Origin of the sequence: Citrobacter sp. Cpo103 (genome assembly GCF_030332605.1) — a bacterium.
In the GTDB taxonomy this organism is placed as follows: domain Bacteria; phylum Pseudomonadota; class Gammaproteobacteria; order Enterobacterales; family Enterobacteriaceae; genus Citrobacter; species Citrobacter portucalensis.
Genome location: NZ_JAOWHO010000029.1, coordinates 20,712 through 36,455, shown reverse-complemented (window position 1 = coordinate 36,455; position 15,744 = coordinate 20,712). Strand labels below are relative to the sequence as shown.

Here is a 15,744-nt window from a genome sequence, read left to right as displayed (position 1 = left end):
TGTAGCACGTCCCGAAGGGGCTGACATAAGAAGGTGAATGAGCCACTGGTTAATATTATGCAGCATCTGTGCCAATATTCAAAACACTTTATTAACACAATGATAAGTATGAAAAATATTATTATTTTCACAAATAACAATTCTGGCTGTTTTTTGTTCTTTCTGTCGCCAATAAGCAACACTTGCAGCACTTAAAAACAAATTCCCATTAAATCAAATAATTAAACGTCTCTTTTTGACGACACTGCAACCCTGTCCATGTCGGCATTTCCCGACACTTTACTTTTAGGTGCAAGCGCTGAGTTTATTGCCGGATGGCGACGTGAACGCCTAATCCGGCCGACAACCGCATTTCTCCGTAGGCCTGATAAACGTAGCGTCATCAGGCGGGTTCCATCCTGCAGACAAAAAAAGCCCCTCGCGAAGAGGGGCTTGATGACTATTGCGCGAATTAACCGAGCTGTTTACGCGCGTTGCGGAAAATACGCATCCACGGGCTATCCTCGCCCCAGTTTTCCGGGTGCCAGGAGTTGCTCACGGTACGGAACACACGTTCCGGGTGCGGCATCATAATGGTGACGCGACCATTTTCAGTGGTCACTGCAGTAATACCGTTCGGCGAACCGTTCGGGTTAGCCGGATAGGTCTCGGTCACCTTACCGAAGTTATCAACATAGCGCAGCGCCACCAGACCTTTGCTCTCAAGCTGAGCCAGATGCGCACCGTCACGCACTTCCACACGACCTTCACCGTGAGAAACGGCAATCGGCATCATCGACCCCACCATATCGGCAAGCAGCAAAGACGGGCTTTGCGTCACTTCGACCAAGCTGAAGCGGGCTTCAAAGCGGTCAGAGTGGTTACGCACAAAGCGCGGCCACAGCTCACTTCCCGGGATCAGCTCACGCAGGTTAGACATCATCTGACAACCGTTACACACGCCGAGAGCCAGCGTTTGCGGGCGATGGAAGAAGGTTTCGAACTCATCACGGACGCGGTTGTTGAACAGAATCGACTTCGCCCAACCTTCCCCTGCGCCGAGTACATCGCCGTAAGAGAAACCGCCGCAGGCCACCAGAGCCTGGAAATTACCCAGGCCGATACGTCCGCCCAGCAGGTCGCTCATGTGCACATCGATGGCGTCAAAGCCTGCACGGTGGAAGGCTGCCGCCATTTCAACGTGGGAGTTCACCCCCTGCTCACGCAGTACGGCCACTTTTGGACGCGCACCGGTGGCGATGTACGGCGCGGCAACATCTTCGTTGATATCAAACGACAGTTTAACGTTGAGGCCTGGATCGGCATCGTTAGTTTTAGCGTCATGTTCCTGATCGGCACACTCAGGGTTATCGCGCAGACGCTGCATCTGCCAGGTGGTTTCCGCCCACCACATACGAAGCTGTGTGCGGCTTTCGCTGAACACATTCTGACCATTGGCGCTCAGAGTGAAACGATCACCCGTTACCGCCTGACCAAGATAGTGCACGCAATCCGCCAGCCCGTGAGCAGCCAGAATCGCTTCTACCGCTTCACGCTCAGCAGCGCGAACCTGGATAACCGCGCCCAGCTCTTCGTTAAACAGCGCCGCCAGACGATCGTCGCCCAGAGTGCTGATATCAGCCTCAATACCGCAGTGCCCGGCGAAGGCCATTTCAGCCAGCGTCACCAGCAGCCCACCGTCGGAACGGTCATGGTAGGCCAGCAGCTTACGCGCAGCGACCAGCGCCTGAATCGCATCGTAGAAGCCTTTCAGTTGCTCAACGTTACGCACGTCGGCAGGCTTATCACCCAGTTGACGGTAAACCTGCGCCAGCGACGTAGCGCCCAGCGCATTGTGACCAAGACCGAGGTCAATCAGCAGCAGGGCGTTGTCTTCAGTAGAGAGCTGCGGGGTAATGGTGTGGCGCACATCTTCCACGCGGGCAAAGGCGGTGATCACCAGCGACAGTGGCGAGGTCATTTCACGCTGCTCGTTACCTTCCTGCCAGCGGGTTTTCATCGACATAGAGTCTTTGCCCACTGGAATGGTCAGGCCGAGCGCCGGGCATAGCTCTTCCCCGACGGCTTTTACTGCTTCGTACAGGCCAGCATCTTCACCAGGGTGACCCGCAGCCGCCATCCAGTTTGCCGACAGCTTAATACGTTTGATGTCGCCAATCTGCGTTGCCGCAATGTTGGTCAGCGCTTCACCGACAGCCAGACGCGCAGAGGCAGAGAAGTCCAGTAGCGCAACCGGCGCGCGCTCGCCGATAGACATCGCTTCGCCGTAGTAGCTATCGAGGCTTGCGGTAGTGACCGCGCAGTTGGCGACCGGGATCTGCCATGGACCAACCATCTGGTCACGCGCAACCATGCCGGTAACGGTACGGTCACCGATGGTCACGAGGAACGTTTTCTCCGCGACAGTCGGCAGATGCAGCACGCGGTTAACCGCATCTGCAATCGAGATTTCGCCACGATTCAGGGCATCGCCTTTGGCTTTCAGCGTCTGCACATCGCGGGTCATTTTCGGTGTTTTACCCAGCAGCACATCGAGCGGCATGTCGATCGGCTGGTTGTCGAAGTGGCTGTCGCTCAAGGTCAGATGCTGTTCTTCGGTAGCTTCACCAATCACCGCATACGGCGCGCGCTCGCGCTTACACAGTTCGTCAAACAGCGGCAATTGATCGGCAGCAACCGCCAGCACGTAGCGTTCCTGGGATTCGTTACACCAGATTTCCAGCGGACTCATACCCGGCTCGTCGCTGAGGATATCGCGCAGCTGGAACTTACCGCCGCGACCGCCATCGCTTACCAGCTCCGGCATAGCGTTAGACAGTCCACCCGCGCCAACGTCATGGATAAACAGAATCGGGTTCGCATCACCCATCTGCCAGCAACGGTCGATAACTTCCTGGCAACGACGTTCCATTTCCGGGTTGTCACGCTGTACGGAAGCGAAATCAAGATCGGCATCAGACTGGCCGGAAGCCATAGAGGAGGCTGCCCCACCGCCAAGACCGATGTTCATCGCCGGGCCGCCGAGGACGATAAGCTTAGCGCCAACGACGATCTCGCCCTTCTGTACGTGATCGGCACGGATGTTACCGATCCCGCCTGCCAGCATGATCGGTTTATGGTAACCGCGCAGCTCTTCGCCGTTGTGGCTGTTGACCTTTTCTTCATAGGTACGGAAGTATCCGGTCAGCGCCGGACGACCAAATTCGTTGTTAAACGCCGCGCCGCCCAGCGGGCCTTCGGTCATGATATCAAGCGCGGTAACAATACGGTCCGGCTTACCGAAGTCTTCTTCCCACGGCTGTTCAAAGCCAGGAATACGCAGGTTGGAAACGGAGAAACCCACCAGCCCGGCTTTCGGTTTTGCACCGCGACCGGTTGCGCCTTCATCGCGGATTTCGCCGCCGGAGCCGGTTGCCGCACCCGGCCACGGAGAGATGGCCGTCGGGTGGTTGTGAGTTTCAACCTTCATCAGGATGTGGGCTGGTTCCTGATGGAAATCGTAGCGGCCGGTTTTGTGGTCGGCAAAATAGCGGCCCACTTCAGAGCCTTCCATTACCGCAGCGTTGTCTTTATAGGCAGACAGCACGTGGTCCGGCGTGGTTTCGAAGGTATTCTTGATCATCTTGAACAGCGACTTCGGCTGCTGTTTACCATCGATAACCCAGTCGGCGTTAAAAATCTTGTGGCGGCAGTGCTCAGAGTTGGCCTGCGCAAACATGTATAGTTCAATATCGTTCGGGTTACGTCCCAGTTTGGTGAACGCATCCTGCAGATAGTCAATTTCGTCTTCCGCCAGCGCCAGACCCAGACGCAGGTTAGCGTCGATCAGCGCCTGACGCCCCTCACCCAGTAGATCAACGCTGGAGACCGGCGCCGGTTGGTGATGGGCAAACAGTTTTTCGGCATCGTTCAGCGCAGAGAAAACCGTTTCCATCATGCGGTCGTGCAGTTCGTCGGCCACCATCTGCCATTGCTCAGCGGTCAGCGTAGAGGCTTCTACATACCAGGCAATGCCACGTTCCAGGCGGCTAATCTGGTGCAGACCGCAGTTGTGGGCAATATCAGTCGCTTTAGAAGACCACGGGGAGATGGTGCCAGGGCGAGGTGTAACCAGCAGCAGTTTGCCTTCCGGGGCGTGGCTTTGCAGAGCAGGACCATATTTCAGCAGGCGTGCAAGCTGCGCGTGCTCATCTTCATTTAACGGTGCATTCAGATCGGCAAAATGGACGTACTCGGCGTAAATGTTGTGGACCTGGAGGTTGGCAGCCTGAAAACGTGCCAGCAGTTTGTTAATACGGAATGCAGACAGTGCAGGTGAACCACGCAGAATTTCCATCATAAGTCTCTCGTCTTCTAAGCTTTCGGTGTGCCCAAGTGGGGGAAACGGGCGTCATTATAAAGAATCTACCGCGCCGACGAAACCGTTTGCGTCGAAATAAAATCACGACCGTCACTTATCATCAAATGCGGTCAGATTTCTGAATAAGTTGCCAACTGACGCAAGTTTAAGCAAAATGCCGTTCATTAATGACGACTTCACTTCTTAATCAACACCACAGCAGACAGAGACAACGTACGGTTCAGAGAATTAACTAATTGAAAAAATTAAAGATTAATTATCTGTTCATCGGCATATTGACGCTGTTGTTGGCAGCGGCCCTTTGGCCATCTATCCCCTGGTTCGGTAAAGCCGAAAATCGTATCGCCGCCATTCAGTCGCGGGGAGAGCTGCGCGTCAGTACCATTGATTCGCCATTAACTTACGCGACCCTCAACGGCAAAAAATTCGGCCTGGATTATGAACTGGCCCAGGAATTTGCCGACTACTTAGGCGTGAAGTTAAAAGTTACCGTACGCCAGAACATCAGCCAGCTTTTTGACGACCTGGATAACGGCAATGCCGACCTGTTAGCCGCAGGTCTGGTCTATAACAGCGAGCGGGTGAAAAATTACCAGCCAGGCCCGACCTATTATTCGGTTTCACAACAGCTGGTGTACCGGGTTGGGCAATACCGCCCGCGCACGCTTGCCACCGTGAACGAAAACCAACTGACTATCGCCCCGGGGCACGTGGTGGTTAATGACCTCCAGCAGCTAAAAGAGAAAAAATTTCCCGATCTGAGCTGGAAAGTCGATGACAAAAAGGGCACCACCGAACTGCTTGATGATGTAATCGCCGGAAAGCTGGATTACACCATTGCCGATTCTGTTGCCATCAGCTTATATCAACGCGTGCATCCTGAGCTGGCCGTAGCGCTCGACGTCTCTGACGAACAACCGGTGACATGGTTTAGTCGGCTGGACGATGACAACACGCTGTCTGCCGCCCTACTGGATTTCTTCAACACCATGAATGAAGACGGTTCTCTGGCACGGCTGGAAGAGAAATATCTCGGGCATGGCGATGATTTTGACTATGTCGATACCCGCTCCTTTTTACGCGCCGTAGACAGTGTGTTGCCGGACCTCAAGCCGCTGTTTGAGAAATATGCGCAAGAGATAGACTGGCGACTGCTGGCCGCTATCTCATATCAGGAATCACACTGGGACGCGCAGGCCACCTCTCCAACCGGCGTACGCGGGCTGATGATGCTGACCAAAAATACCGCTCAGAGTCTTGGGCTGACCGACCGTACCGATGCCGAACAAAGCATCAGCGGCGGCGCGCGATATTTGCAGGACATGATGAGCAAAGTACCGGATACCGTCCCCGAAGGAGAACGCATCTGGTTTGCGCTTGCAGCCTACAATATGGGTTATGCGCACATGCTGGACGCACGGGCGCTGACGGTGAAAACCAAAGGCAATCCGAACAGTTGGTCCGACGTAAAACAGCGACTACCGCTGCTTAGCCAAAAGCCGTATTACAATAAGTTGACCTATGGTTATGCGCGTGGCCATGAAGCCTACGCCTATGTGGAAAACATCCGTAAATACCAGATTAGCCTGGTGGGATATCTGCAAGAGAAAGAAAAACAGGCGCTAGAAACGCAGCAACTGGCGCAGGATTACCCGGCGGTGACGCCCGCAGAGCTAATAGGTAAAGATGAATTCCCGCTTTCGGCGTTTCTGTCTCAGACGTCGTCAAACTACCTGACGCACTCCCCTTCCCTGCTGTTTTCACCGCAGAAAAAAGAGGGAAAGTAGTCCTGGTAGCCTGATAAGCGCAGCACCATCAGGCTGAGAGTTACTGATTAGCGGATTTTTTCAGGGCCTTAATTTCCTGCCGGCGCATGCGGAAGAAATCACTGAGCAGCGTGGCGCATTCATCCCGCAGTACCCCTTCGGTCACTTCAACCCGATGATTCATTCCTGGGTGATGCAGCACATCCATTAATGACCCGGCAGCCCCGGTTTTCGCATCGCGCGCGCCAAAAACGACCCGACCGATACGGCTGTGCACCATCGCGCCAGCGCACATCACGCACGGTTCCAGAGTGACGTACAGCGTGGTATCTAACAGGCGGTAGTTTTGCAGCACCAGGCCGCCCTGACGCAGCGCCATAATCTCAGCATGAGCAGTCGGATCATGATGACCTATCGGGCGGTTCCAGCCTTCGCCAATCACTCGGTTGTTATGTACCAATACCGCACCCACCGGGACTTCACGCTCATCCCAGGCGCGCTTAGCCAGCGTTAAAGCATGACGCATCCAGTATTCGTGGCTAAATTCAACATCTGACAAAGGGGTAACTCCAGTAATCAAAGCGGGCGCATTATACACGTCATACTTCAAATTGCATGTGCGTTGGCTATTCGAGTTGCTGAAGCTCTCCGCGCGGCGTGACGCGCCAGCGATGCTGGCAAAAAGAGAGCAGCGGATTGTCCTGATTACTGTCACTATAGCCACTGTAAAGCTGTAGCGGCGCGCCAATGTGGCGTTCCAGTTGTGTCACTTTCTCATGGCCCAGACAGCGCAGAGTCAGTACCCAGCCGCCGTATCCCCGCGCCATTTTGCTGGCAATCAGATTGACTCGCGGTAGCCATGGAGTATCAAAGTAAACCTGCTCGACCAGTGACTGTGGAGAGCCGGTAATAAGCCAGATATCAGCGTCAGAGCTTAACAGGTAGGTTGTCAGCCGCTGCTGCACGAGCGGAAACGCCGTCACGTTACTGCGAAACCAGCGCACAAAGTCGGCCTGATGCGCTTTCAGACGCGCCTCGCTGCGGCCAAAAGTGCATCCCCATAACAGCAGGCTCATTGGCCAGCGAGCGGCACGTCCTTTTATCAGCAACGCCAGCGCAATCACCGGTAACAAAGGCAGCACAAGCAACGCATTCAGCGGCTGGCGACGCAGCAGATAACGAATAAAACTACCGAACATATCCTGCTGGTGTAACGTGCCATCCAAATCAAAAAAGACAACGCGGCGCTGGTGATTGGTCAAACCTTATTCCTCTGGATCAGTGAATCCCAATAGCCAGGTAAACAGGAACCCGGCGATAACTGCTACCAGATAGCCTAACAGATAGAACATCACTTTTCCGGCAACAATCGTCAGTGCCAGCGGTAATCCGGAGATGCCAAAGGTGATGACCGTCGCCACCTTCCAGTAGCTAATCAGCGCCCCACCTACCGCGCCGCCAAGACAGGCACCGATAAACGGCTTGCCCAACGGCAGCGTTACGCCAAAAATCAGCGGCTCGCCAATCCCCAGCAGTCCGACCGGTAGCGCCCCTTTGATCACTTTCTTTAGTCGCGCATTGCGGGTTTTCATCAAAACCGCAATCGCAGCACCTATTTGCCCAACGCCCGCCATCGCCAGGATCGGAAAGAGCGCGTTATAACCGTGCGCCTGGACCAATTCAACATGGATGGGCACCAATCCCTGATGAAGCCCGGTAAGTACCAACGGCAGGAAGGTTCCCGCCAGCACGGCACCGACCAGAAAACCGCCGCGATCGATAGCCCAGGATGCGCCGTGAGCGATAGATTCAGAAATCCATCCGCCAAGCGGTTGCAGCGCCACAATCGCGATTACGCCGGTAATGATGGTGGTCAGCAGCGGGTTAAGGATAAGCTCCAGTGATTCTGGCAACAGCGCGCGGAATTTACGTTCGATCCAGCACATCAGCGCAACCACCAGCAATACCGCGATCACCCCACCGCGCCCCGGCTGCAACGCTTCGCCAAACAGGGTAATTTGCGCCAGCTGAGGGCTGGAGAGGATTCCCGCCATCACCCCGCCCATTGCCAGGGAGCCACCGAAAACTTTGGCGGTATTCACCCCGACCAGAATATTCATAATGGCAAATACGGCGCTGCCAAATATGCCCATCAACCCCAGCATATTTGGATAGTGGGTCGCAAAATCCCCCACGATATCCGGGCGCTTAAGGATGTTAATAATGCCGGTAATCAAACCGGAGGCGATAAACGCCGGAATTAGAGGGATAAAGACGTTCGCCAGCTTACGCAGCGCATCGCTCATCGGCGCTTTGTACTTCGCTTTGGCCTCTGACTTGGTGCGCTCAATATCATTGGCACCTGCTCGCTCGCCGCCATCGGCAATCAGGGAACGCATGGCATCCACCACTTTGGCTGCTTTACCGGGGCCGACAATAATCTGGTGCTGTGCGCCCTGCTTCACGTAGCCGCTAACGCCGGGCAGTTGCCTGAGGCGGGGAATATCGATCTGCCCGTCATCCTGAACTTCCACCCTGACACGGGTCATACAGTTTTCCAGACGCAGAATATTGTTCTCTCCACCAACGCCCAGCAGGATGTCGCTGGCCAGCAACGCCGTCTTATCCATATACACCTCTTAGTGTTCTAACGCCGCGCGTAAAAAACCCTGGTGAGCGGCAAGCTTTTCGCGGGCGGCAGCGGCATCCAGGCCGGTGAGCGCCATTAAAATAGCTGGCTTAACATCATAATCCGTCTGCTTCAGCAGCGTTTCAGCTTGAGCCCGCGCAATACCGGTGGCTTCAACCACCATACGGCACGCCCGATCGACCAGTTTGACGTTGGTTGCCTGCATATCAACCATCAGGTTCTGGTACACCTTGCCAAATTTCACCATCGCGCCGGTGGAGATCATATTGAGCACCAGCTTTTGCGCGGTGCCGGATTTCAGTCGTGTTGACCCGGTCAGCGCCTCAGGCCCCACTACCGGAGAAATGGCAATATCCGCTTCATGCGCGATAGGGGAATCTGGATTGCAAGAAATAGCCGCCGTTGTACAGCCCACCGAACGCGCATATTTCAACCCGCCAATTACATACGGCGTGCGACCAGAAGCTGCCAGCCCCACCACCAGATCCTGTGCGGTAAGATTAAGCTCACGCAGATCGTCTTCGCCTAGCTGCGGGTTATCTTCTGCGCCTTCTACTGCCTTCAGCAAAGCGCCCGGTCCCCCGGCAATCAGCCCAACCACCAGACCGTGCGGGACGCCAAAAGTCGGCGGGCATTCAGACGCGTCCAGCACCCCAAGACGCCCGCTGGTACCTGCTCCCATGTAAATAATGCGTCCACCGGCTTTTAGCGCGTCAGCTGCCGCATCGACCGCACGCGCAACTTCAGGAAGAGTTGCTTTTACTGCTTCAGCTACCAGCGTATCCTGTTGATTAAAACGATGAACCAACTCCAGAGTGGAGAGCGCATCCAGATCCATGGTCTGAGGATTGCGGGTTTCTGAAACTAACGCACCGAGATTCATTTTTTGTTCCTTAGGAATTTTTAATTCATAATAATCTGTCATAATGGAATATTATATTCACTAAGGCGAGTGATATTTTGTTTTGTAATCGCCATCACATTTTCGCCAGGAGAAAGCATGAACTGTTTAATTCGCATTCGTCAGCGTTATCCGGATCTCGCGCAAAGCGATAAAAAACTTGCGGATTATCTTCTTGCTCAGCCGGATACTGCGCGTCATCTCAGTTCACAACAGCTGGCCTTTGAAGCGGGCGTCAGCCAGTCCAGCGTGGTAAAATTCGCGCAAAAGATGGGCTTTAAAGGATTCCCGGCACTCAAACTGGCGATTAGCGAAGCATTGGCCAGCAATCCTAATCCCCATTCCATTCCGGTACATAATCAGATTCGCGGTGACGACCCAATGCGAATGGTAGGCGAGAAACTGATTAAAGAGAACGTGGCGGCGATGCATGCGACGCTGGACGTCAACAGCGAAGAGAAACTGATGGAGAGCGTCACGATGCTGCGTTCAGCCCGCCGCATTATCGTGACCGGGATTGGCGCATCGGGTCTGGTAGCGCAAAACTTTGCCTGGAAGCTGTTGAAGATTGGTTTTAACGCGGTAGTCGAACGTGATATGCACGCCCTGCTGGCGACGGTGCAGGCGCTTTCACCAAGCGATTTGTTGCTGGCTATTTCGTACACCGGTGAGCGCCGCGAACTTAATCTGGCGGCAGATGAAACGCTGCGTACCGGCGCGAAAATCCTCGCCATCACCGGATTTACACCGAACGCTCTGCAGCAACGGGCAAGTCATTGTCTGTACACCATTGCCGAGGAGCAGGCCACGCGCAGCGCAGCGATTTCCTCCACCCATGCGCAAATGATGCTCACCGATTTACTGTTTATGGCGCTGGTGCAGCAGGATCTGGAGCATGCCCCGGAACGTATTCGCCACAGCGAAGCACTGGTAAAAAAACTGGTCTGAGCAAAGAATGCGCGTATAATGCCCGCCCGATTTGTGATGTTTTGAGAGTTTCCTGATGGCCCTGTTAATCACTAAAAAGTGTATCAATTGCGATATGTGCGAGCCAGAATGCCCGAATGAGGCGATTTCGATGGGTGATAGCATTTACGAGATTAACAGCGACAAGTGTACGGAATGCGTAGGCCATTACGACACGCCAACCTGCCAGAAGGTGTGCCCTATTCCCAATACTATTTTGAAAGATCCGGCGCATGTCGAAACAGAAGAGCAGCTGTGGGATAAGTTTGTGCTGATGCACCACGCCGATAAACTTTAGCCGCGTCGCCATCTGGCGATGAAGCTCCTACCCTGCCCCTGCAACAAACGCATAACCCGTAGGCCGGATAAGACGCTACGCGTCGCCATCCGGCAACGTCCTGAATCTAACTTTCGATAATCACCGTGGCGCAGGCGTAGTGACGCTCATCGGCCAGCGTCACATGCATGTGCGCAACGCCGAGTTTTTCCGCCAGTTTTAACGCCTCTCCCCATAATCGCAGACGCGGCTTACCGAGTTCGTCGTTAAAGACTTCAAACTGATTAAACGCCAGCCCATTGCGAATACCCGTGCCAAAGGCTTTTGCTGCCGCCTCTTTGACTGCAAAACGCTTCGCCAGAAAACGCACCGGCTGCTGATGCGTTTCCCAGATTGCCCATTCGTTGTCGCTGAGCACACGTCTTGCCAGGCGGTCGCCGGAACGGGAGATCACCGCTTCGATGCGGGCAATCTCCACGATATCCGTACCTAATCCCAGAATCGCCATTAGCCACGCGCTTCCAGCATCAGGCGCTTCATTTCGACTACGGCCTCTTTCAGGCCGCTCATCACCGCACGTCCGATAATGGCATGGCCAATATTCAGCTCGTGCATTTCCGGGATCCGCGCGATAGCTTTAACGTTGTGATACGTCAGACCGTGACCCGCATTCACCTTCAGGCCAAGGCTTGCAGCAAAAGTCGCCGCTTTGGCGATACGCGCCAGTTCGCTGGCCTGTTCTGCGTCGGTTTTCGCATCGGCGTAACAGCCGGTGTGAATTTCAATAAACGGTGCGCCAACTTCCGCAGCGGCCTTAATCTGCTCTTCATCGGCATCGATAAACAGCGAAACCAGAATGCCTGCGTCCGCCAGACGTTTGCAGGCATCGCGCATCTTGTCACGCTGTCCGGCGACGTCCAACCCACCTTCAGTGGTAACTTCCTGACGTTTTTCCGGCACCAGGCAGCAAAAATGCGGCTTAGTCTCAACGGCAATCGACAGCATCTCTTCGGTGACGGCCATTTCCAGATTCATGCGCGTATCCAGCGTCTGGCGCAAAATACGTACGTCACGGTCGGTGATATGACGACGGTCTTCACGCAGGTGTACGGTAATACCGTCCGCGCCCGCCTGTTCAACGATAAACGCTGCCTGAACCGGGTCCGGATATGCGGTACCGCGTGCATTACGTAAAGTGGCAATGTGGTCAATGTTGACGCCTAACAGTAATTCGGCCATGACAATCCTCGTTTTTTATTTTCGCTTCGGCATAAACTGCCGGAATAATTCGCGGCTCTTTAAGGGCTTACCACCAAGATACGGCTTTAACGCCATGCGGGTAAAGCGTTTCGCGGCGCGAAGCGTATCAGCATCCGGAAATTCCCGCGATTCGAGTGCTTTCAGATGGCGTCCGGTAAAGGTGGCGTTATCAATCACTACGCTGGCGATAAACCCTTTTTCTTCCCGGTAGCGATAGGTCATGGTGTCGTCTACCGGCTCGCCGCTGCCTGCACAGTGGGTAAAATCGACGCCATACCCCAGATGACCAAGTAAGGCCAGCTCAAAGCGACGCAACGCAGGTTCTGGCGAACCCGTGGCGCCAGCCAGCGCCTGAATACAGTTCAGGTAATCGAAAAAGAGTGCAGAAAAGCGGGTTTCGTATTCGAGTACGCGCGAGATAAGCTCGTTAATATACAAGCCGCTGTACAGCGTGATTCCGCTAAGGGGGAGTGCCAGAGAAACGGCTTCGGCGCTGCGCAAGGTCTTGACCTCGCCACGTCCACCAAAGCGAAGCAACAACGGGGTAAAAGGCTGGAGTGCGCCTTTAAGATTGGAGCGTTTGGAACGTGCGCCTTTAGCCACCAGGCGCACGCGACCCGACTCTTCCGTGAAGACATCCAGCACGAGACTGGTTTCGCTCCAGGGGCGACTATGCAGGACAAAAGCGCGTTGCCATCCTTCCATATACTCGCCGTGTTTCAGAAGATGTGTTTAGACGTCGTCGCCGTAACCGAGGCTACGCAGCGCGCGTTCGTCATCGGCCCAGCCGGATTTCACTTTCACCCACAGTTCGAGGTGAACGGGCGCTTCGAACATCTCCTGCATGTCTTTACGCGCTTCGATGCCGATGGTTTTAATCTTGGCCCCTTTGTTGCCAATAACCATCTTCTTCTGCCCTTCACGTTCGACGAGGATCAGGCCGTTAATGTCGTAGCCGCCGCGTTCGTTAGAGATAAAACGCTCAATCTCCACGGTAACGGAGTACGGCAGTTCAGCCCCCAGAAAACGCATCAGCTTTTCACGGATGATTTCAGAGGCCATAAAGCGCTGAGAACGATCGGTGATGTAATCTTCCGGGAAGTGATGAATAGCTTCCGGCAAATGCTTACGCACGATGCCCGCAACGGTATCGACATTCAAGCCGGTTTCGGCAGAAATCGGTACGATATCAAGGAAGTTCATCTGGCTTGCCAGGAACTGCAGGTGCGGCAGCAGATCGGCTTTTTCCTGAACGTTGTCGACTTTGTTGACGGCCAGAATAACCGGGGCTTTGCCATCACGCAGCTTGTTGAGCACCATTTCGTCGTCCGGCGTCCAGCGGGTGCCTTCGACAACGAAAATAACCAGTTCAACATCACCGATCGAGCTGCTCGCCGCTTTGTTCATCAGGCGGTTAATAGCCCGTTTTTCTTCCATATGCAGACCCGGGGTATCAACATAAATCGCCTGATACGCGCCTTCGGTATGGATGCCAACAATACGGTGACGTGTTGTCTGAGCCTTACGTGAGGTAATAGAAATCTTCTGCCCAAGCAGATTATTCAACAGGGTGGATTTGCCGACGTTCGGGCGACCGACGATAGCAATAAATCCGCAGTAGGTTTTCTCTTCGCTCATTCCAGCTCCAGTTTTTTCAACGCCTGTTCGGCGGCAGCCTGCTCAGCCTTACGACGGCTCGAACCTGTGCCAACCACCGGTTCACTCAGGCCGCTGACCTGGCAGTGGATAGTAAATTCTTGATCGTGCGCTTCACCACGGACCTGCACCACCAAATAAGACGGCAGAGGCAGGTGGCGACCCTGCAAATATTCCTGCAGGCGCGTTTTCGGATCTTTTTGTTTGTCGCCTGGGCTAATTTCATCCAGACGAGTTTGATACCAGTTCAGGATCAATTGCTCAACGGTTTGAATATCGCTGTCGAGGAAGACGCCGCCGATCAAAGCTTCAACGGTATCCGCCAGGATTGATTCACGACGGAAGCCGCCGCTTTTCAGCTCACCAGGCCCCAAACGTAAACATTCACCGAGGTCAAACTCACGGGCTAATTCTGCCAGCGTATTGCCGCGAACCAGCGTCGCGCGCATGCGGCTCATATCACCTTCATCCACACGCGGGAAACGGTGATACAGCGCATTAGCGATAACAAAGCTCAAAATAGAGTCGCCTAAAAATTCTAAACGCTCGTTATGTTTGCTGCTGGCGCTCCGGTGAGTTAATGCCTGCTGCAACAGCTCCTGATGATTAAAAGTGTAGCCCAGCTTCCGTTGAAGCCGATTAATTACGATGGGGTTCATGCGATACCAATAAATGAATGCGTCAACAATTCAGCACACGAAACAGACCTGATATACGCACTTCGCTGAGCCATCCGGCTTCGCCTGCATGCTTTTGTATACAAACCAACGCTGTTTCGTGTGCCGTGGCAACCTGTCGGTGCCAACCTAAAACTTCGGGGGAATATTCTATACACAACGACAAGGGATGTCGTTAGTCTGCGGGAATTTATCCGAGAAATAATTCACGCTGCCGCCGTAATGACGACAACGTGAACAATTATCGGTGATTAGTGAATGCCACCAATACGGCTTAAACGCACACCGGTCGGCCATTCACCTTCTTGCTTATCGAAACTCATCCAGATAGCGGTCGCTTTACCAACCAGATTCGCTTCCGGTACAAATCCCCAGTAACGGCTGTCCGCGCTGTTATCACGGTTATCACCCATCATGAAGTAGTGTCCCGGCGGAACGATCCAGGTTGCCAACGGCTGACCAGGTTGACGGTAATACATCCCCACCTGATCCTGCGCAATCGGCACGGTCAGAATGCGGTGCGTAACTTCACCCAGCGTTTCTTTACGCTCAGAAAGGCGAATACCGTTCTCTTTCGTTTCGTTCAGCGGAACTTCAAAGAAGCCGCTGGTCGCTTCACCGCCGTTACGACGAGCAAAGGTCTGTACAAAATCACTTGGCTGAACATCAGAGTACGTTACCGGCAACGCGTTTTCACACGCCTGACCGGAACGGCATCCTGGCTGAATAGTCACCTCTTTCGCCACTGGATCGTACGTTACTTTGTCTCCCGGTAAACCGACAGCACGTTTAATGTAGTCCAGACGCGGGTCTTCCGGGTATTTAAACACCACAATATCACCGCGTTTCGGATGACCGGTTTCGATCAACGTTTTCTGGTAAATCGGATCTTTAATCCCGTAGGCGAATTTCTCCACCAGGATAAAGTCACCGATAAGCAGCGTCGGCATCATCGAACCTGACGGGATCTGGAATGGTTCATAGATAAATGAACGCACCACCAGCACAATCGCCAGTACCGGGAAAACGGACGCCCCGGTTTCCAGCCAGCCTGGCTTAGGTGCCACTTTTTTCAGCGTAGCTTTATCCAGTGAATCACCTGCAGCAGCTTGCGCTGCTGCCTGACGCTCCCGGCGCTTTGGCGCGAAGATGAATTTATCTACGCACCATAAAATGCCCGTCACCAGTGTGGCAATCACCAGAATCAGGGCAAACATGTTCGCCATGCCAA

Annotated in this window: 14 protein-coding genes; 3 read left to right on the top strand and 11 right to left on the bottom strand. The window is 54.1% G+C overall.

Annotation, left to right across the window (positions count from 1 at the left end; translation table 11 throughout):
* Positions 1-451: 451 nt before the first annotated feature.
* Entirely contained in the window at positions 452-4,339 is a 3,888-nt protein-coding gene (gene purL, locus OGX89_RS08930) for a phosphoribosylformylglycinamidine synthase (RefSeq protein ID WP_125112744.1), read from the bottom strand.
* 257 nt (positions 4,340-4,596) lie between these two features.
* Here purL and mltF point away from each other — a divergent pair, with 257 nt between their 5' ends.
* The gene (gene mltF / locus OGX89_RS08925) at positions 4,597-6,147 is read left to right on the top strand and encodes a membrane-bound lytic murein transglycosylase MltF (RefSeq protein ID WP_125112745.1); all 1,551 of its coding nucleotides are present in this window, start codon (positions 4,597-4,599) and stop codon (positions 6,145-6,147) included.
* Positions 6,148-6,187: 40 nt separating this feature from the next.
* Here the strand turns inward: mltF and tadA are convergent, their stop codons facing one another.
* From tadA to murQ, 4 genes are read right to left on the bottom strand one after another with little or no spacing between them, the layout of a single operon-like run.
* Complete coding sequence (gene tadA / locus OGX89_RS08920) at positions 6,188-6,724, bottom strand: tRNA adenosine(34) deaminase TadA (protein WP_125112746.1); 537 nt, start codon at positions 6,722-6,724, stop codon at positions 6,188-6,190.
* Between the two features lie 28 nt (positions 6,725-6,752).
* Positions 6,753-7,388, bottom strand: a complete 636-nt coding sequence (yfhb, locus tag OGX89_RS08915) for a phosphatidylglycerophosphatase C (RefSeq protein WP_048234700.1) — start codon at positions 7,386-7,388, stop codon at positions 6,753-6,755.
* Between the two features lie 3 nt (positions 7,389-7,391).
* Positions 7,392-8,756 carry a PTS transporter subunit EIIC gene (locus tag OGX89_RS08910; RefSeq protein WP_125112747.1) on the bottom strand — a complete coding sequence of 455 codons (1,365 nt, stop codon included), beginning with the start codon at positions 8,754-8,756 and terminating at the stop codon, positions 7,392-7,394.
* 9 nt (positions 8,757-8,765) lie between these two features.
* A complete protein-coding gene (gene murQ / locus OGX89_RS08905; protein WP_048215764.1) occupies positions 8,766-9,659 on the bottom strand; it encodes an N-acetylmuramic acid 6-phosphate etherase in 894 nt (297 codons plus the stop codon).
* 117 nt (positions 9,660-9,776) lie between these two features.
* Between murQ and OGX89_RS08900 the strand changes: the two genes are divergently transcribed.
* On the top strand, positions 9,777-10,625 hold the full coding sequence (locus OGX89_RS08900; protein WP_048215763.1) for a MurR/RpiR family transcriptional regulator: 849 nt from the start codon (positions 9,777-9,779) through the stop codon (positions 10,623-10,625).
* A 55-nt stretch (positions 10,626-10,680) separates the two neighbouring features.
* The gene (locus OGX89_RS08895; RefSeq protein ID WP_003037590.1) at positions 10,681-10,941 is read left to right on the top strand and encodes a YfhL family 4Fe-4S dicluster ferredoxin; all 261 of its coding nucleotides are present in this window, start codon (positions 10,681-10,683) and stop codon (positions 10,939-10,941) included.
* A 106-nt stretch (positions 10,942-11,047) separates the two neighbouring features.
* Here the strand turns inward: OGX89_RS08895 and acpS are convergent, their stop codons facing one another.
* The 6 genes from acpS to lepB form a co-directional block, all read right to left on the bottom strand.
* The gene (gene acpS / locus OGX89_RS08890) at positions 11,048-11,428 is read right to left on the bottom strand and encodes a holo-ACP synthase (RefSeq protein WP_003037588.1); all 381 of its coding nucleotides are present in this window, start codon (positions 11,426-11,428) and stop codon (positions 11,048-11,050) included.
* Entirely contained in the window at positions 11,428-12,159 is a 732-nt protein-coding gene (gene pdxJ / locus OGX89_RS08885; protein ID WP_003835325.1) for a pyridoxine 5'-phosphate synthase, read from the bottom strand. The genes acpS and pdxJ overlap by 1 nt, the downstream gene beginning before the upstream one ends.
* Before the next feature lie 15 nt (positions 12,160-12,174).
* The gene (gene recO, locus OGX89_RS08880; protein ID WP_008785495.1) at positions 12,175-12,885 is read right to left on the bottom strand and encodes a DNA repair protein RecO; all 711 of its coding nucleotides are present in this window, start codon (positions 12,883-12,885) and stop codon (positions 12,175-12,177) included.
* A 27-nt stretch (positions 12,886-12,912) separates the two neighbouring features.
* A complete protein-coding gene (gene era / locus OGX89_RS08875) occupies positions 12,913-13,818 on the bottom strand; it encodes a GTPase Era (protein ID WP_003037581.1) in 906 nt (301 codons plus the stop codon).
* Positions 13,815-14,495, bottom strand: a complete 681-nt coding sequence (gene rnc / locus OGX89_RS08870) for a ribonuclease III (RefSeq protein WP_003037579.1) — start codon at positions 14,493-14,495, stop codon at positions 13,815-13,817. Before rnc ends, era begins: the two co-directional genes overlap by 4 nt.
* A 269-nt stretch (positions 14,496-14,764) precedes the next feature.
* A complete protein-coding gene (gene lepB, locus OGX89_RS08865; protein ID WP_003835329.1) occupies positions 14,765-15,739 on the bottom strand; it encodes a signal peptidase I in 975 nt (324 codons plus the stop codon).
* Positions 15,740-15,744 lie beyond the last annotated feature (5 nt).

Excerpts from the sequence above, each read along its gene's own strand:
- OGX89_RS08910 (WP_125112747.1), bottom strand. The coding sequence starts at position 8,756 with ATGGATAAGACGGCGTTGCTGGCCAGCGACATCCTGCTGGGCGTTGGT.
- murQ (WP_048215764.1), bottom strand. The coding sequence starts at position 9,659 with ATGAATCTCGGTGCGTTAGTTTCAGAAACCCGCAATCCTCAGACCATG.
- pdxJ (WP_003835325.1), bottom strand. The coding sequence starts at position 12,159 with ATGGCCGAATTACTGTTAGGCGTCAACATTGACCACATTGCCACTTTA.
- purL (WP_125112744.1), bottom strand. The coding sequence starts at position 4,339 with ATGATGGAAATTCTGCGTGGTTCACCTGCACTGTCTGCATTCCGTATT.
- OGX89_RS08900 (WP_048215763.1), top strand. The coding sequence starts at position 9,777 with ATGAACTGTTTAATTCGCATTCGTCAGCGTTATCCGGATCTCGCGCAA.
- acpS (WP_003037588.1), bottom strand. The coding sequence starts at position 11,428 with ATGGCGATTCTGGGATTAGGTACGGATATCGTGGAGATTGCCCGCATC.
- lepB (WP_003835329.1), bottom strand. The coding sequence starts at position 15,739 with ATGGCGAACATGTTTGCCCTGATTCTGGTGATTGCCACACTGGTGACG.
- era (WP_003037581.1), bottom strand. The coding sequence starts at position 13,818 with ATGAGCGAAGAGAAAACCTACTGCGGATTTATTGCTATCGTCGGTCGC.
- rnc (WP_003037579.1), bottom strand. The coding sequence starts at position 14,495 with ATGAACCCCATCGTAATTAATCGGCTTCAACGGAAGCTGGGCTACACT.
- OGX89_RS08895 (WP_003037590.1), top strand. The coding sequence starts at position 10,681 with ATGGCCCTGTTAATCACTAAAAAGTGTATCAATTGCGATATGTGCGAG.
- recO (WP_008785495.1), bottom strand. The coding sequence starts at position 12,885 with ATGGAAGGATGGCAACGCGCTTTTGTCCTGCATAGTCGCCCCTGGAGC.